Annotated in this window: 17 protein-coding genes; 10 read left to right on the top strand and 7 right to left on the bottom strand. The window is 67.8% G+C overall.

What is annotated here, in order from left to right; translation table 11 throughout:
• Positions 1-11: 11 nt before the first annotated feature.
• Positions 12-845 carry a M48 family metallopeptidase gene (locus tag ACFQS4_RS04930; RefSeq protein WP_497902565.1) on the bottom strand — a complete coding sequence of 278 codons (834 nt, stop codon included), beginning with the start codon at positions 843-845 and terminating at the stop codon, positions 12-14.
• Positions 846-1,327: 482 nt separating this feature from the next.
• Between ACFQS4_RS04930 and dapA the strand changes: the two genes are divergently transcribed.
• The 7 genes from dapA to ACFQS4_RS04895 all read left to right on the top strand — a co-directional run bounded on the left by dapA (position 1,328) and on the right by ACFQS4_RS04895 (position 7,877).
• The gene (dapA, locus tag ACFQS4_RS04925; protein ID WP_497902564.1) at positions 1,328-2,248 is read left to right on the top strand and encodes a 4-hydroxy-tetrahydrodipicolinate synthase; all 921 of its coding nucleotides are present in this window, start codon (positions 1,328-1,330) and stop codon (positions 2,246-2,248) included.
• A complete protein-coding gene (gene dapB / locus ACFQS4_RS04920; RefSeq protein WP_497902563.1) occupies positions 2,248-3,015 on the top strand; it encodes a 4-hydroxy-tetrahydrodipicolinate reductase in 768 nt (255 codons plus the stop codon). Before dapA ends, dapB begins: the two co-directional genes overlap by 1 nt.
• Positions 3,012-3,923 (top strand): 2,3,4,5-tetrahydropyridine-2,6-dicarboxylate N-succinyltransferase, encoded by a 912-nt coding sequence (locus ACFQS4_RS04915; protein ID WP_497902562.1) that lies wholly within the window; start codon positions 3,012-3,014, stop codon positions 3,921-3,923. The genes dapB and ACFQS4_RS04915 overlap by 4 nt, the downstream gene beginning before the upstream one ends.
• Positions 3,920-5,275: a diaminopimelate decarboxylase gene (lysA, locus tag ACFQS4_RS04910; RefSeq protein WP_497902561.1), complete on the top strand. Its 1,356-nt coding sequence runs from the start codon at positions 3,920-3,922 to the stop codon at positions 5,273-5,275. The genes ACFQS4_RS04915 and lysA overlap by 4 nt, the downstream gene beginning before the upstream one ends.
• Positions 5,272-6,153, top strand: coding sequence for a diaminopimelate epimerase (gene dapF, locus ACFQS4_RS04905; RefSeq protein ID WP_497902560.1), 882 nt, complete (start codon positions 5,272-5,274; stop codon positions 6,151-6,153). The genes lysA and dapF overlap by 4 nt, the downstream gene beginning before the upstream one ends.
• Positions 6,150-7,283 carry a M20 family metallopeptidase gene (locus ACFQS4_RS04900; protein ID WP_497902559.1) on the top strand — a complete coding sequence of 378 codons (1,134 nt, stop codon included), beginning with the start codon at positions 6,150-6,152 and terminating at the stop codon, positions 7,281-7,283. Before dapF ends, ACFQS4_RS04900 begins: the two co-directional genes overlap by 4 nt.
• A gap of 93 nt (positions 7,284-7,376) precedes the next feature.
• Positions 7,377-7,877, top strand: a complete 501-nt coding sequence (locus tag ACFQS4_RS04895) for a PUA domain-containing protein (protein ID WP_497902558.1) — start codon at positions 7,377-7,379, stop codon at positions 7,875-7,877.
• Between the two features lie 19 nt (positions 7,878-7,896).
• On the opposite strand, the gene ACFQS4_RS04890 is transcribed toward ACFQS4_RS04895, so the two are convergent.
• Positions 7,897-8,664 (bottom strand): class I SAM-dependent methyltransferase, encoded by a 768-nt coding sequence (locus ACFQS4_RS04890; protein WP_497902557.1) that lies wholly within the window; start codon positions 8,662-8,664, stop codon positions 7,897-7,899.
• Positions 8,665-8,846: 182 nt separating this feature from the next.
• Between ACFQS4_RS04890 and ACFQS4_RS04885 the strand changes: the two genes are divergently transcribed.
• The 3 genes from ACFQS4_RS04885 (at position 8,847) to ACFQS4_RS04875 (ending at position 10,847) form a co-directional block, all read left to right on the top strand.
• Positions 8,847-9,353 (top strand): hypothetical protein, encoded by a 507-nt coding sequence (locus ACFQS4_RS04885; protein ID WP_497902556.1) that lies wholly within the window; start codon positions 8,847-8,849, stop codon positions 9,351-9,353.
• 221 nt (positions 9,354-9,574) lie between these two features.
• Positions 9,575-9,973, top strand: coding sequence for a nascent polypeptide-associated complex protein (locus ACFQS4_RS04880; protein WP_497902555.1), 399 nt, complete (start codon positions 9,575-9,577; stop codon positions 9,971-9,973).
• Between the two features lie 76 nt (positions 9,974-10,049).
• Positions 10,050-10,847, top strand: coding sequence for a methyltransferase domain-containing protein (locus tag ACFQS4_RS04875; RefSeq protein WP_497903148.1), 798 nt, complete (start codon positions 10,050-10,052; stop codon positions 10,845-10,847).
• Positions 10,848-10,927: 80 nt separating this feature from the next.
• On the opposite strand, the gene ACFQS4_RS04870 is transcribed toward ACFQS4_RS04875, so the two are convergent.
• The 5 genes from ACFQS4_RS04870 to ACFQS4_RS04850 form a co-directional block, all read right to left on the bottom strand.
• The gene (locus ACFQS4_RS04870) at positions 10,928-11,242 is read right to left on the bottom strand and encodes a transcription factor S (RefSeq protein WP_497902554.1); all 315 of its coding nucleotides are present in this window, start codon (positions 11,240-11,242) and stop codon (positions 10,928-10,930) included.
• Between the two features lie 527 nt (positions 11,243-11,769).
• Positions 11,770-12,735 (bottom strand): ornithine carbamoyltransferase, encoded by a 966-nt coding sequence (gene argF, locus ACFQS4_RS04865; protein ID WP_497902553.1) that lies wholly within the window; start codon positions 12,733-12,735, stop codon positions 11,770-11,772.
• A complete protein-coding gene (locus ACFQS4_RS04860) occupies positions 12,735-13,940 on the bottom strand; it encodes a [LysW]-lysine hydrolase (RefSeq protein ID WP_497902552.1) in 1,206 nt (401 codons plus the stop codon). Before ACFQS4_RS04860 ends, argF begins: the two co-directional genes overlap by 1 nt.
• A gap of 19 nt (positions 13,941-13,959) precedes the next feature.
• Entirely contained in the window at positions 13,960-15,111 is a 1,152-nt protein-coding gene (locus ACFQS4_RS04855) for an aspartate aminotransferase family protein (protein WP_497902551.1), read from the bottom strand.
• A complete protein-coding gene (locus ACFQS4_RS04850; RefSeq protein ID WP_497902550.1) occupies positions 15,108-16,040 on the bottom strand; it encodes an acetylglutamate/acetylaminoadipate kinase in 933 nt (310 codons plus the stop codon). Before ACFQS4_RS04850 ends, ACFQS4_RS04855 begins: the two co-directional genes overlap by 4 nt.

The raw sequence follows: 16,040 nt of genomic DNA, 5'->3' as shown, positions 1-16,040 counted from the left end.
CCGGTGCGTGATCAATTCCGGAGTCGCGCGATGCGTTTCTCCGTCGGCGGGTGCGTCGAGAGCACCTGCTGGAGGAGGCTCCGGTCGGTGTTCAGGATGCACAGCGCGCTAACGCTGTCGTCGATTCTCGACTCGCGCCCCTCGGCGCCCCGGGAAATCTTCTCGAGGGCTCGAGCCAGCGGGTCGCCGGCGCCGATGGCCTCGCGGGCGTCGGCGTCGGCGACGTACTCACGGTAGCGGCTAATCGCCATGACGAACAGCATGACCAGGAAGTTCGCCGCGATGGAGGCGACGTACGCGAGGACGAAGCTCCCGATGTTGTTCTCGCCCAGGCCGCGGACGACGAAGAAGACGGCGTAGCTGACGATCATGCCGATCGACTGGCCGAGCACCATCGTGATCACGTCGCGGTTGTTGATGTGGGCGAGTTCGTGGGCGATGACGCCCTCGAGTTCGTCGCGCTCGAGTAAGCGGATGAGTTCGGTCGAGACGACGACGATGCCGGCGCCCTTGCGGCCGGTGGCGAACGCATTGGGGACGCCCATGTCGGCGACCATGAGCCGGGGTTTGGTCTCGAGGCCCATCCGATCGCAGAGCGTTTCGGTCATGTGGTGGATCTCCTGGTACTGCCCGGATTCGGGCATGTCCTCGGCGCCGACGCTCCTGACGGCCATCCATCGCCCGAGTTTGTACTGAATCGCCGGGACGACGATGATCCCGACGCCCAGGACGAGGTACAGCGGCGCGCCGAAGGCGGCGGCGAAGACGAGCCCCCCGAGCAGGTAGAAGCCGAACAGGATCGAACCGACGATTGCCATCCGGACTTTCAATCCAAAGTCGTTCATACGCGCTCCAGTTAGCGTTTCTGACGTATAAATATCGCGGGAAGTCACGGCCTCGAGCCGGTTTTTGCCCGAAACTCGGGCTGCTGCCCAATCGATCGGGCGATCCACTAGAACCCCCACTCGAGCCGTCAACCCGCGTGACCGACGCTGAAATCCGTCGCGTGATAACACGCCAGGCAGATTTGATGAGAGGCGCAACCGATAAGTTCCTCGACTGCCGTGTGTCTCGTATGCGTCGCGTCACGCTCGCGGTCGAGGCCCGTTCGTCGGCCCGGAGCGACGCGACTCCTCGTTTTCGCCCCACAAAATCGAAAAAACGTGCGTAAGAGTGCTCACTGCGAGATTAGCACCCTCGTTTCGGGCACGTTTCGGATCGAACGCACGGTCTAATAATTCACGCTTCAGAGGGCAGCTCGGTCGTTTCGCGCCGCTCTCGAGTGCAGAACCCACGGTCCACGGCCCACAAACCCACACCCACACCAATGACACACGATAACGACATCGACTTCACGGGCGTCTTCCCGGCAATGTGCACGCCCTTCGACGCCGACGAGCGAATCGACTACGAGACACTCCGCGCGGACGCCCAGCGCCTCGAGACCGCGGGCGTCGACGGCCTCGTCCCCGTCGGCTCCACCGGCGAGTCCGCCACCCTGACCCACGACGAGCACGTTCGCGTGCTCGAGGCGGTGATCGACGCCGTCGACGACGTGCCCGTGATCGCGGGAACCGGTTCGAACAACACGCGCGAGGCGCTCGAACTCTCCGAGCGCGCGGCCGACGCCGGCGCCGACGGCCTCCTCCTGATCTCGCCGTACTACAACAAGCCCGAACAGCGCGGCCTGCTCGAGCACTACCGAACCATCGCGGACGCGGTCGACGTACCCCAGATCGTCTACAACGTGCCCTCGCGAACGGGCCGGACGATCGAACCAGACACGGTCGTCGAACTGGCCGACCACCCGAACATCGGCGGCTACAAGGCCGCCGAGGGCGACCTCGGCGTCATCGGCGAGATCGTCGAGCGGACCGCCGACTCGGACTTCTCGGTGCTCTCGGGCGACGACGCGCTCACCCTCCCGATGCTCTCGATCGGCGGGCGCGGTGGCATCAGCGTCGTTGCCAACATCGAACCCGAACGAACCGTCGCGATGGTCGGGGCCGCCCTCGAGGGCGACTACGAGCGCGCCCGGGCCATCCACCACGAACTCGGGCCGCTGATGCGCGAACTCTTCGTCGAGACGAACCCCATCCCGGTCAAGGAGGCGATGGCCATCCGCGGGTACGGCCCCGCAAGGCTACGCCCGCCGCTCACCCGCCTCCAGGACGAGTACCGCGACGACCTCGAGGCCGTCCTCGAAGACCTCGAGAACCGGCCCACCTCCCGGGCGGAGGCCGAGTGATGAGCGTCCGGGTCGGCGTCACGGGCGCGGCCGGCCGGATGGGGCGACGCGTCCTCAGCGTGCTCACGGCCCGCGACGACTGCGAGGTCGCCTTCGCGGTCAACCGGAGCACCGACGTCGAGCGCCTCGAGGGGATCGAGATCGAGTCGGCTCTCGAGATCAACCTCCTGCTCGAGGAGCGCGACCCGGACGTCGTAATCGACTTTACGGGTCCGGAGTCGGCACTCGAGTACGCCGCCGCCTGCGCCGAGGCGGGCGTCCCGTTCGTCACGGGGACGACGGGGTTTTCCGACGACGAGACGTCCCAGCTCGAGGCCTACGGCGACGAAACCGCGCTGCTCCACAGCCCAAACTTCGCTCGCGGCGTCCAGGCGCTGCTCGCGCTCGTCAGAGACGCCGTCGCGAGCCTGCCCGGCTACGACGTCGAACTCGTCGAGACCCACCACAACGGCAAGCGCGACGCCCCGAGCGGGACGGCCAACCGGCTGCTCGAGGAGATCGAAGCGGCTGGCGACTTCGGTAATCGAGTGCACGGCCGCGAGGGCGAACAGCCACGAACGCCGGGCGAGATCGGCGTCCACGCCCTACGAGCCGGGAACGTAACGGGGGAGCACGAGGTCGTCCTCGCCGGCAACCACGAGGAACTACGACTCACCCACCGCGCCGAGGACCGGGGCGTCTTCGCCGCCGGCGCCGTCGATGCGGCGGTCTGGCTGGCCGACCAGGAACCCGGCCGATACGACTTTGCGGAGGTACTTTCAGCATGAACCCATCGACCGACGGCAGTACGAACGGGAACGCGAATTCGAACGGAAACGCGGACGCGGACGCGAGCGCACTCGAGTCCGCGATCACCGACCTGTGGAACCGCTACGAGGCGAACGACGTCGACGCCGAGTCGGCGACCGAAGACGATCTCGCGACGCTCGAGACGTTCCTCGACGCGCTCGAGGCGGGCGACGTCCGCGCGGCCGAACCCCGTGGTGAAGATGGGGCGTGGGAGGCCAACGCCTGGGTCAAGCAGGGCATCCTGCTCAACTTCGGCCTGCGCGAGACCCGCGCCCGCGAGTACGGCGGCGTCACCTACAACGACGTGCTCCCGCTCGCGGACTCGAGCGACTTCGGCGAGCGCGGCTCTCGAAACACGCCCGACGGCACGGTCGTTCGGCGGGGCGCTCACGTCGGCTCCGACTGCATCCTGATGAGCCCGGCGTTCGTCAACGTCGGCGCCCACGTCGGGGACGGAACGCTCGTCGACTCCTGCGATACGGTGGGTTCGTGCGCCCAGATCGGCGCGAACGTCAAGCTCGGCGCCAACACGCTGATCGGCGGCGTCCTCGAGCCCGTCGAGAGCGCGCCAGTCGTGATCGAAGACGGCGTCTCGCTGGGCGCGGGCTGTCGCGTGACGTCGGGATTCGTCGTCGGCGAGAACTCCGTCGTCGGCGAGAACACGCTGCTCACGCCGCGGATCCCGGTCTACGACCTCGTCGAGGAGGAGGTCATCTACGGCGAGTTGCCCGCCGAGCGCCGCGCCTTCACCCGGTTCGTCGAGTCCTCGATCAGCGACCACGACCTGTTCGAGGGCGGCGCCTACAAGCCTGCCGTCGTCGCGACCGCCCTCGAGGACCGGACACTCGAGCGCTCCGAGCGCGAGGAGGTGTTACGGGACCGATGAGCGCCGCCGAATCGGGGGTACCGAACCCGCCAGTACGCCGCCTCGGCGACTGGAGCGCGAGCCACCTGCGGAACCTGGCCGACGACTACGGGACGCCGCTGTACGTCCTCGACCTCGAGCGCGTCCGCGAGAACTACGAGCGACTCGAGACCGCGTTCCCCGAGAGCGAGATCATGTTCGCGGCGAAGGCGAACGCGCTCGACAGCGTCCTGGAGACGCTGCTCGAGGCTGGCGCGGGCATCGAGTGCGCCTCCGCCGGCGAACTCGTCCGGGCGCTCGAGGCGGGCGCGCCGGGCGAGCGGGTCCACTACACGGCGGTCAACCCGCCCGCGGCCGACCTGGACGTCGCCGTCGAGGCGGCCGACGAACACCCGAACCTGACGATCACCGCCGGCGCCGAAGATACCATCGACAGGCTCGAGGAACGCGGCTACGACGGCCGCCTCTGCCTGCGCGTCAACCCCGGCATCGGCGCGGGCCACCACGAGAAGGTCCGGACGGGCGCGGACGCGAAGTTCGGCGTTCCCGCCGATCGAGCGGTCGAGACGGCCGTCAACGCCGCCGAACGCGGGTTCGACGTCGTCGGTATTCACGCTCACGTCGGCTCCGGCGTCTCGAGCGACGACCTGGACGCTCACCGCGAGTTCGTCTCCCGGATGGGCGACCTCGCGCGAGAGCTGAACGAGGCGTTGGCCGCCGCTCCCGACGCGCAGGCGGGCCTCGAGTTCGTCGACGTCGGCGGCGGCTTCGGCGTCCCCTACCGCGAGGACGAGGCGCCGCTCGACCTCGAGGCGGTCGCCGAAGCCACGCGTGACGCGCTGGGAGCGGTCGACGCCCGACTGACGATCGAACCCGGCCGGTACCTGGTGGCCGACGCCGGGGTGCTCCTGACGCGGGTAAACACGGTCAAGGACACCCCGGAGACGACCGTCGTGGGCGTCGACGCGGGTATGACGACGCTGGCTCGACCGGCGATGTACGGCTCGTACCACCCGATCCGGAGCCTCGAGGCCGACGCCGTCGACCGTCCAGAAAATCCGCAAACGGTGACGGGTCCCATCTGCGAGAGTTCGGACGTCTTCTGTACGGATCGTTCGCTCCCGGAGACGGCCCGTGGCGACCTCCTCGCGATCGGCAACGCCGGCGCCTACGGCTACGAGATGGCGAGTACGTACAACTCGCGCCCGCGGCCCGCCTCGGTCGTCCTCGAGCCCGACGGGGCGGCGACGCTCTCGAGGCTCCGCGAGACGCTCGAGGACGTGCTTCGACTAGAGCGGGCGGCTGGAAGTGGAGACGGCGGGAGCGATAGCGACGAACCGAACCGCGGCCCACCGCGGGAGGTGTCCCGATGAGCGCCTTCGCCGACGTCCACTTCGAGAAGTACCACGGGACCGGCAACGACTTCCTCGTGATCGACGCCGAGACATACGTCCCCGACCGGCGAGGCCTCGCCAGTCGCGAGTGCGACCGCGAGTCCGGCGTCGGCGCCGACGGCATCCTGTTCCTGGCGCTCGAGGACCGGTACAACCCGCCGCGGGTAATTATGACGCTCGTCCAGCCTGACGGCGGGACGGCGCCGATGTGTGGCAACGGTGCCCGCTGCGCCGGTCGGTGGGCGATGGAGCGCACCGGGAGCGACGAGGTCATGATCGATACTCAGGCCGGCACGCGCCACGCCTATCGCGTGGAGAGCGACGGGAGCAACGGGAGCGGCGATGAGGATCAGGACGACCGGATCGCCGTCGAAATGGGCGAACCGACCTTCGACCCGAAGTCGATCCCCGTACTCGCGGACGAGCCCGTGATCGAGGAACCCATCGAGGGACTCGAGGTCACGGTCGTCAACACGGGCGTCCCCCACGCCGTCGCGTTCGTCGACGACGTGGACGCGGTCGACCTCAAGGCTGTCGCGAAGCCGGTTCGTCACGCCGATGCGTTCCCGCTGGGGACGAACGTGAACCTCGCGAGCCCAGGTGCAGACGGCTTCCGCCAGCGAACCTTCGAACGCGGCGTCGAGGGCGAAACCGACGCCTGCGGAACCGGTGCGGTGGCCATCGCCGCGGCCGCCCGCCGACTGGGGCTCGTCGACGGCAACTCGATTTCCGTTAGCCCGCCGGGCGGCGACCTCGAGGTCGTCTTCGACGGCGACACCGCGACCCTGGTCGGCCCGGTCGAACACGAGTTCGACGGCGAGGTACAGACGACTCACTTCTCGTCGTTCGACCCGTGACGGGGGATTCGGAGGGATTCGACCCAATCTCGTTCCTCGAGGCCGCGGTCGAAATCCCTTCCCACCCCGACGCCGGGGTCGCGGAGATGCGAGCCTTTCTGGTCGAGACCCTCGAGGACCACGGGGTCGAGGCGACGGTCGACGAGGCGGGGAACGTGCTGGCGACGCGGGGCTCGAGTGGCGGTCTCGAGAACGACGACGAATCTAGCACCTCACACTACCTCCTCAACACGCACATCGACACCGTCTCGCCCCACGTCCCGCTCGAGGTCGGAGACGGCGAAATCCGCGGCCGTGGATCCTGCGACGCGAAGGGACAGGTCGCCGCGCTGCTCGCGGCGTTTCTCGAGGCCGATACAGCGAGTCGAGTGACGCTCGCGATCACCCCCGACGAGGAACTCCTCTCGACGGGCGCCCACGCCCTCGTCTCCCGGCCCAACTCGCCTATTCGGGACGCCGACGCCGTCATCGTCGGCGAGCCGACCGGCCTCGACGTCTGCACCGCCGCGAAGGGGCGCTTCGAGGGGACGATCGAACTCTCGGGGGCGAACGCTCACGCCGCCGAACCGCAGTCGGGCGTCAACGCAGTGGCCGCCCTCGAGCAGGTTCTGGGGGCGTTCGAGACGTTCGACGACTGCGAGGACGCACCGCCCGCCCACCCCGACCTCGGGGCCGCGACGCTCACGCCGACGGTCGTCGAGGGCGGCGACGCGACCAATCAGGTGCCTGATTCAGTTCGACTCACGGTCGATCGGCGGAGCGTTCCACCCGAAACCACCGAGGGATTCGAGCGAGCGCTGGTGGCCCACCTCGAGGCGGCCGTTCCCGCCGACGTTGGCGTCGACTTCGCCTTCACCGAGCGGCCGACGCCGTTCCTCGAGGCCTGGGCGACCGATACCGAGGCGCCGGTCGTCGACGCCCTCGCAGCGGCGAGCGGGGGCGACGTGCGCCCGTTCACGGCCGCCACCGAGGCCTCCTACTTTGCCGCCTACGCACCCACCGTCGTCTTCGGACCAGGGGTGCTAGCGGACGAGGACGGCGCCGTCGCTCACTCCCCACGAGAGTACGTCGAAACGGCCGCCGTTCGAGCAGGGGCAGAGGCCGTGCAGCGAGTGCTCGAGTCGCCGTGAGTGGAGAGCACCGGGCAAGTGCCAATCCGTGAGGCAGGGCGGGTTCCGAAGCCCTTTCCTCGAGTCCGCGCGAACGGGCGGTAGAGAACAAGAATGAGCGGGCACGCAGTCGACGAGAGGGGGAGAGACGAGGACGCCGACCTGCGGACCATCGCAGACTACCAGTTCGGGGCCGGCGCCGGCGCGGCGCTGTTCCCGCCCAACGAGGATCGGCGCATCGAACGAACGACGTCCGGTCGCCCCCAGCAGATTCACGCTGACCGTGGGCGAATCGTCTCCTTCGGCACCGACGGCCGCTTCACCCTCGGCCTCCAGGGCGGACGCCGCCTCCACGACGCGCTCGAGCCGCCGGCGTACCGCGTCGTCGTCGACGACGAGAGCGAACCGTTCGTTCGCGACGGTAAGAACGTCTTCTCGAAGTTCGTCCTCGAGGCGGGGCCCGAGATTCGGCCGGGCGACGAGGTGCTCGTCGCCCACGAGCGGGGCGACCTGCTCGCGGTCGGTCGAGCGGAACTCGACGGCGAGTCGATCCTCGACTTCGAGTCGGGGATGGCCGTCAACGTTCGGAGCGGAGCGAGTCGGACGGACGACTAGGTAAGTAATTTCGCCCGTTTCACTCGAGCCGACGCGCCCGAATCAGCGCCTTGCACGGCGCGAACGAGACGACGCGACCGTCTTCGACCCGAATGTCGAACGTCTCGGCCGCCTCGTCGGTGGCCTCCCGTAGCGTTCGTTCGACCCGTTTTCGCTCCTCGCCGGTACAGGACTGGCCGTCGGCCCAGGATTCGAACTCGAGTTGCTTTCGCAACTGAACTGTTTCCTCGAGCGCGAACCCCGCTTCTCGGAGCCACTCGTGCCACTGCTCGACCGTGTATGACTCGACGTGGGTCGGATCACGGAGCCGTTCGACGCGGTTGATGAACTCGCCCAGCGTCGGGTCCGGGGGCGCTACGTTATCCTCGAGTGCGAGCGTTCCACCTGACTCGAGCACGCGGGACGCCTCGTTCACGAACGCCGTCGGATTCGGGAAGTGATGGGCGGCGATCCGACAGGTGGCGGCGTCGAACGCGTCGCGGGCGAACGGAAGGCGCTCGGCGTCGACGACGGCCCCCTCGAGGCCGCCGAAGGCGTCGACGGCGGTTTCGACCATAGACGGGGCGGCGTCGGCCGCGACGACGGTCGGAACACCTCGAACGGCGACGGCACCAGCGGTGTGGCCCGCGCCCGTCGCGACGTCCAGGGCACGCGTCGCATCCGCACACCACGACGTCAGTCGCTCGAGGTCGGCGCCGTGGCGATGGACGTCGCTGTCGAGGTAGTGGTCGCTCGCCGCGTCGAACGCGGCGGCCGTCTCCCGTTTTCCCTCGTGCTCGTCGGTCATTGGCTCGCTATCGGTCGACGAGAGCCGTATAGGTGTCGACCGTCCGTCAGCGTTGTCGCGCGCTCGAAGCCGCCGTCCTCTCGAGTCCCCGAGTCGCGCGGTCGAGGTCGTACGTCGGTCTCGACCCGAGCCAGTATACTGACCGGTGATAGGCCTATGTTACTCGATGACATAGATGCAGTATGCTTCCACGACTCCGACGATTCCTGGTCATGCTCGGCGGGGCGGTCGTCGCCGCTGCCGTGATCACGCTCTTGTTCGCCCCACCGACGCTCGTCGCCGGAGTGGTTACCTTCGCCATCGTGATGGTCGCCGGCGCCACGCTCTCGTACGTGATCGGCTACCTCGAGACGCCATGGGCGACGCCCGGCTACGTCGACGCCGACGAGGAAATTCGATCGCGTGACCACACCGAGACGGCCGACCGCGACGCCGAAGAGCTTCAATGGGCGATCCGGGAGGGGATCGGCGTCGCCATCGCCTCGCTGTTCGGCCTGCTGTTGCTCGTCGCGTTCTTGCTTCAGGCGACCACCCTGTTTACCGGATCGGCGCTGACGGCGACCCAGATCGGCGTCTGGGCGGTGATCGCGATCCTCGGGGTCACGATGATGGTTCTCGGGCTGTGGAGCTGGCGCGGACGTGACGGCCTCGAGAGCGGCGATTCCCAGGAGTCCGGAAGTTTCCGGTGAGTCGTATCTCAAGTTTCGTCGCTCGAGTCGAGATGCCAACAGAGACGCAGCGGGCCCGAGGGACGCGGGGTACAACGGACGCGAAGGGCACGAGGGTTCAACAGACGCGGAGGCCGCGAAGGCCCCAAAGAACGTTGCGGGACGCGAGGGACGCGAGAGACGCGAGAGACGCGAGAGACGGTTCCGGTGGGTTTTTGCCCGCGGCTGGCCACGTCTCGAGTATGTTTGGAGGTGGCGGCGGACTCAATCCACGGAAGATGGAACAGATGATGAAACAGATGGGGATCGACGTCGACGAACTCGACGCCGAGGAGGTCATCATCCGGACGGCCGACCACGACCTCGTCTTCACCGACGCGGATGTCACGAAGATGGACGCCCGCGGCCAAGAGACCTACCAGGTCATCGGGACGCCCGAGGAGCGCGAGCGCGGGAGCGCCGGCGACGCTGGCGGCGCCGACGCGGACACCGACGAATCCGGCGCCGATACCGGGTCGGCCATCCCCGACTCCGACGTCGAAATCGTCGCCGCTCGTACCGGCGTCAGCGACGACGCGGCCCGCGAGGCCCTCGAGGCCGAGGACGGCGACCTCGCGGCCGCAGTCGAACGCCTCGAGTGAGCCCGGTACTCGCGTGACGGGATTACCTGACGACGGAGACGAGAGTGGAACTGTCGAGCGAGACACGAACGCAGACGTGAACGCGAGCGACGCGGGCGAACCGGTAGCCGAAGGCGAAACCGAAGCGGAACCCACCGACCGACCGCCAGTCCTGCTCGTCCACGAGGACCGTGAACACCTCGTCCAGCCCAGCGAGGAGTTCGGCTCCGACCTCGGTGTCCTCGAGGTCCCTGCCGACGTCGAACCAGGGCAGGTCCTCGAGACCCACCTCGGCACCGAGTTTCGCGTCCGAAAGCTCCGCGGCCCCGACCTCTTCCATCACTTCGAGCGCACCGGCGCCCCGATGGTGCCCCGCGACGTCGGCCTCGTACTCGGCGAGACCGGCGTCGGCGTCGGCGACCGCGTGCTCGACACCGGTACCGGCACCGGCGTCCTCGCGGCTTCGATGGCCCGCGCCGGGGCGACCGTGGTGAGTTACGAGCGCGACCCCGAGTTCGCCGAGGTCGCGCGGGAGAACATGGCCCTCGGTGGCGTCTCGAGCGACGTCGAGGTTCGAACGGGCGATCTTCGAGACGACCTCGAAACCCTCGCCGCGGGTCCCGGCTTCGACGTGATCACGCTCGATACCGGCGACGCGCCGACCATCGTCGAGCACACGCCCGACCTCCTCGTCGAGGGCGGGTTCGTGGCCGTCTACAGCCCGTTCGTCGAGACGGCGCGCGAGACCAGTGAGGCCGCCCGCAATGCCGGACTCTCGAGTGTCGTCACCCGCGAAACCATTCAGCGGGAGATGACTTTCGACGACCGGGGATCGCGGCCATCGACCGCTCCCGTCGGCCACACCGGGTACCTGCTCGTGGCTCGACTCGAGTGATCTATTTGTCGAGTGATTAACTATCGAGTTCGCTCGCTACGGGCGTCAACGACGAACTCGAGTGATCGATTCCGCGAGAATCAGTTGTCGTCTTCGCGCCACTTGTACTCGCACTCTGCGCAGATGAAGAACCTGGTCTCGGACTCGTCCGCCGAGCGCGTCTGCTGGAGGTACCAGTACGCCTGGTCGTGACCACACTCGGGGCACCGGGCCTCGGTCTTCGGGAGCGACGTCTCGTCGGAGGACTCGATCACCTCGGTGGCCTCCTGGTCTTCGGTGACCACGTACTCGTCGCTGTTGCCTTTCGGTTTCTTGGCGCCGCACTCGTCATTTCCACAGACCCAGTAGCCATCGTCCGCCTTCATCATCGAGCCACATTCGTCGCAGAATTCCATGTATCCGGCTACGGGAGTCGAGACACATTAATGGCGCGTTCCGCCGCGGACGGCGGGAAATCGAGAGACTCGAGGAACGGAAACCGAAACCGAGCGGTGAAGGGCCTCGAGGGCGATTGAGGCGTCGAGACGCTCGAGCATCGTGCTCGCCGTTCCATCACGACCGCAAAAAACGGAAACAGGCGATCCCCCCAGTGGATCGGTTGGTGGTGGATGGTTTCCCCCCATCGCTCGCCCGCGTCTGCCGGGCACCCCATACACACGGCATCCGCGGTGCGCAGCAGCCTGTCTAACGTGCTGCTGACTCGGGATAGCAGGTTCTTCCATATAAAAACATGGGATTTTCCGTCTCGAGGAACGACGGGAGGCCGCCTCAATCCGATCCTGAACACGGTCCGACGGGCGTTGAAACGTCTCCACCTCTCGTTTTCCGCCCGCTGCTGGTCGCACAGGGGTTCGTCCACCAACAGTCGACTGCAGCCTCGCACCGTTCGAGCGCGGATGGAAAAGAGACTGCACCGCTCGAGTTACTCGAGCAACCAGCTCAACACCGCCTTCTGGGCGTGGAGCCGATTTTCCGCCTGATCGAACACGATCGAGCGCTCGCTCTCGACGACGGCGTCGGTGATCTCCTCGCCGCGGTGGGCCGGCAGACAGTGCATCACGGCCGCTTCGGGCGCGTGCTCGAGCAGTTCCTGGTTGACCTGGAACCCCTCGAACGCCCGGAGGCGAATCTCGCGTTCGTCCTCCTGACCCATGCTGACCCAGACGTCGGTGTAGACGACGTTCGCGTCCGTCACCGCCTCGACGGGATCGTGCGTAACCGTCGGCGCCGTCCCGAGATCGGCCGCCCGCTCGAGGACGGCCTCGTCGATGCCGTGATCCTCGGGCGTCGCCACCGTGAGGTCGATTCCCGCGAGTGCACAGCCGAGGACGAACGACTGGGCGACGTTGTTGCCGTCGCCGATCCAGGTCGCCGAGACGGAATCGAGGTCGGCGAAGCGTTCCCGGATCGTCAGGAGATCCGCCAGCGTCTGGCACGGGTGGGCGTCGTCGGTCAGCCCGTTGACGATTGGGACGTCCGCGTACTCGGCCATCACCCGAATATTCTCGTGTTTGAACACCCGGGCCATCACCGCGTCGACGTACCGCGAGAGGGTCCTCGACGTGTCTTTGAGTGGTTCGCCCCGACCCAGCTGGATGTCGTCGGCTCCGAGGAAGATGGCGTGACCGCCGAGGTGGGTCATCCCCGTCTCGAAGGAGACGCGCGTCCGGGTGCTGGGCTTCTGAAAGAGCATGCCCAGCGTTTTCCCCGGTAAGTCGGCGTGGCCCTCGCCGCGCGCCTGGGCGAGCTTGTAGTCGGCCGCCCGGTCCAGGACGGTAAACAGCTCCTCCCGAGAGAGGTCGTCCACGTCGAGCAGGTGGCGCACGTCGCCCTCGCTTCCGGCCGCCGTGCGACTCGCGTGGGCGGGACGACTCGAGTCGCCCGTCATCACGCGTCCTCCCCCCGGAGCGTGTTCCCGACGCGTTCGAGGACCGCGATCGAGCGCTCGTAATCTGCGAGCGAGAGCCGTTCGTCGGGGGCGTGATCGAGGTCCGAGTCGCCGGGACCGTAGGTGACCATCGGGCAGTCCCACGCGCCGGCGTAGAGATTCATGTCGCTCGTTCCGGTCTTCCGGAGGAGTCTCGGCTCGCCGCCTTCCTGCCGGATCGCGACGCGGAACGCCCGTGCGATTTCGGTGCGTGGACTCTCCATCACCGGCGGGATCGGCTCCTTCCAGGAGACGGTGCCGACCTCGAGGGCGGCCTCTGCGGTCTCCCTGACGCTGTCGGCGTCGAGACTCGGCGGGATGCGGAGTTGTGCCTCGAGGGTCGCCTCGACGGAGAGACCGTCTTCGGTGGTGCCGCCCTCGAGCGAGACGGGTTTGGCGGTCACCTGCTCGAACACCGGTTCGTAATCGTCGGACTCGAAGGCGTCCTCGACGGCCGACCACCAGCGGGTCGCCTGCTGGATGGCGTTGGGTTCGGGCCGGGAGGTGTGACCGGACTCGCTGGTGGCGACGTAGGTGCCGGCCAGGAAGCCGCGATAGCCCAGCGTGATGCCGTCGACCCCGGAAGGCTCGCCGTTGATCACGGCATCGGGAGCCTCTCGATTGGCGACGAGGTAGCGCGCACCCCGCGAGTCCGTCTCCTCGCCGACGACGCCGACGAAGGAGACGCCGGTGGTGACGGCGGCGACGGCCATCGCGGCCAACGGGCCGGTGGCGTCGACGCTGCCACGGCCCCAGAGGACGTCCTCGCCCGCGGTCGCGACGTCGGCATCTACGTCCTCATCGCTCGCCGATTCGACCCGAACCGGAATCTCTCCCGGGACGGTGTCGACGTGGGAGGTCAGGAGGACCGCGTCGTCGGCCGGCGCCCGTACGTTGCCGACCTCGTCGATCCAGACCTCCCGGTCGTGGGCTTCGAAGAAGTCGACGAGCACCGCGGCGGCCTCGTCCTCCTCACCCGACGGTGAGGGGGTCGAGACGAGGTCGATCAGCAGTTCGCGAGCCGCCGCTCGAGTGACCGCGCTCGAGTCGAAGTCGGTGCTCGTCTCGGTTCCGTCGACCTCGTGGGCCTCGTCGACGGGAGTGGTCGCGCCCTCGTCGGCTTCGTCCACTTCGTTCGTGTCCCTCTCTGGTGTGGCCTGCGTCATTGTTCTTCCATGTCTCGAGTCATTGCTCTGCCGTGGGTGTGAGAATTTCCGCCAGTGCGTCGACGACGTCGTCGGCGTGCTCGCGCTCGAGAACCAGCGGCGGGAGCAACCGAACGACGCTTCGGCCCGCTGGCAAGGCGAGTATCTGGTGCTCGAGGGCGAGGTCGCGCAGCACGCGGTTGGCCCCACGTTTCACCTCGAGGCCGAGCATCAGGCCCTCGCCGCGGACGTCTCGGAAGGGAACGTCCGAGGCCTCGAGTTCGCTCTGCAGGTAGTCACCAACCTCCACGGCGTTGGTCGACAAATCCTCGTCAACGAGGACGTCGATCGTGGCGTTCGCGGCCGCACAGACGAGCGGATTCCCGGAGAACGTCGAGCCGTGTGGACCGGCGTCCTCGGCGATCCAGTCGGCACACAGCGTCGCCCCGATCGGGAGCCCGCTGGCGAGCCCCTTTGCGGTCGTGAGAATGTCGGGCTCGACGGGCCCCCCGACGGCCTCGTTCTGACAGGCCCACGCCGTCCCGGTCCGGCCGAGTCCCGTCTGGATCTCGTCGAAGATCAGCGCTGTCCCCGTCGCCTCGGTGACCTCGCGGGCCGCCTCGAGGTAGCCCGCCGGCGCGGGGTGGATGCCGCCCTCGCCCTGGATCGGCTCGAGGATCACCGCGGCGGTGTCGTCGTCGACGGCCGCCTCGAGTTCCGCATTGTCACCGAAGGTGACGAACTCGACGTCCTGGAGCAGCGGTTCGAAGGGCTTCTTGTACTTCGGTTTCCACGTCGCCGAGAGCGTTCCCGCCGTCCGGCCGTGGAAGGCGCGCTTGGCGGCGACGATTTTCGTCCCGCCGGTCGCGCTCCGGGCGAACTTCAGCGCCGCCTCGTTAGCCTCGGTGCCCGAATTACAGAGCCAGACGTTCTCGAGGTCGCCGGGGGCGAGCGCGGCCAGCCTGGTGTGGAGGTCGGTCCGGGACTTGACCGGGTACGAACCCTGGACGTAGAGTAACTCGCCCGCCTGCTCCTGAATCGACTCGACTACCTGCGGGTGACAGTGTCCCGTCGGCGTGCAGGCGTAGCTCGCACCGAGGTCGAGGTACTCGGTGCCGTCCTCGCTCGTGAGGAACGCGCCTTCGCCCGAGGCGATCGAGATTGGCTTTTCGGAGAAGACGAACCCACTCATTGGTTGGTCACCTCGAGCGCCGCCTTCTCGTCCGCGTCGGTATCGTCAGTTTCGCTATCGTCCGTGTCGCCACCGTCTGCGCCGCCGTCGAGCCCCAGCCCCAGCGCTCCAGGGGTGATCGTCGATCCGTGACCCGTGAGCGCGTTCGAGACGGGGTCGTTCACGTTCGCGTCCGCGACGACGACCGAACTCGCGCCGGTCTCGAGGGCCTCTTTCGCGGCCATTACCTTCTTCGTCATGAAGCCCTCGGCGGCGTCCTGGACGGCCGCGAACGAATCTTCGTCCGTCGCTTCGTCGATCTTCGTCGACTCATCTTCGGGGTCGGCGTAGATCCCCGAGACGTCCGTCAGGAGCACGAGGTCGGCCTTGAGCGCCCCCGCGACGGCCGCTGCCGTGCGGTCGGCGTCGGCGTTGACCGCGGTGTAGCCGCCGTCCTTCTCGGCACCGAGGACGGGTCCGCCCACGACGGGGACGTACCCGCCCGCGAGCAGGGTCTCGAGGAGGTCCGCATTGACGTCCTCGATGGTCCCGGAGTGGTCGCCGCGCTTGATCATCTTCTTGCCGTCCTCCTGGACGCGGACGGCCGACTTCCGTTTCCCGGACAGCAACTGGCCGTCGACGCCCGAGAGGCCGACCGCGTCGACACCCTCGTTCTGCAGGGCCTCGACGAGGTCGGTGTTGAGCTTCCCGGGCATGACCATCTTGAACACGTCCATGGTACGCTCGTCGGTAAAGCGTCCGACGACGCCGCCGGGGGTCTCGACGTAGGTCGGTTCCTCGCCGAGGTCCTCGAGGGTCTCGTCGACCGCCGTCGAGCCGCCGTGAACGACGACGACCTGTTCGCCGTTGGCTGTGAGGTGAGCCACGTCCGCCAGGGCTCCCGTAGGGTCGACGGCGCGAGCGCCGCCGATCTTGACTACGACGGCCAT

The organism is Saliphagus sp. GCM10025317 (genome assembly GCF_042663665.1).
Lineage (GTDB): Archaea > Halobacteriota > Halobacteria > Halobacteriales > Natrialbaceae > Natronosalvus.
Note: the sequence above shows the minus strand (reverse complement) of the source record. Positions and strands in the feature narration are given on the sequence as shown.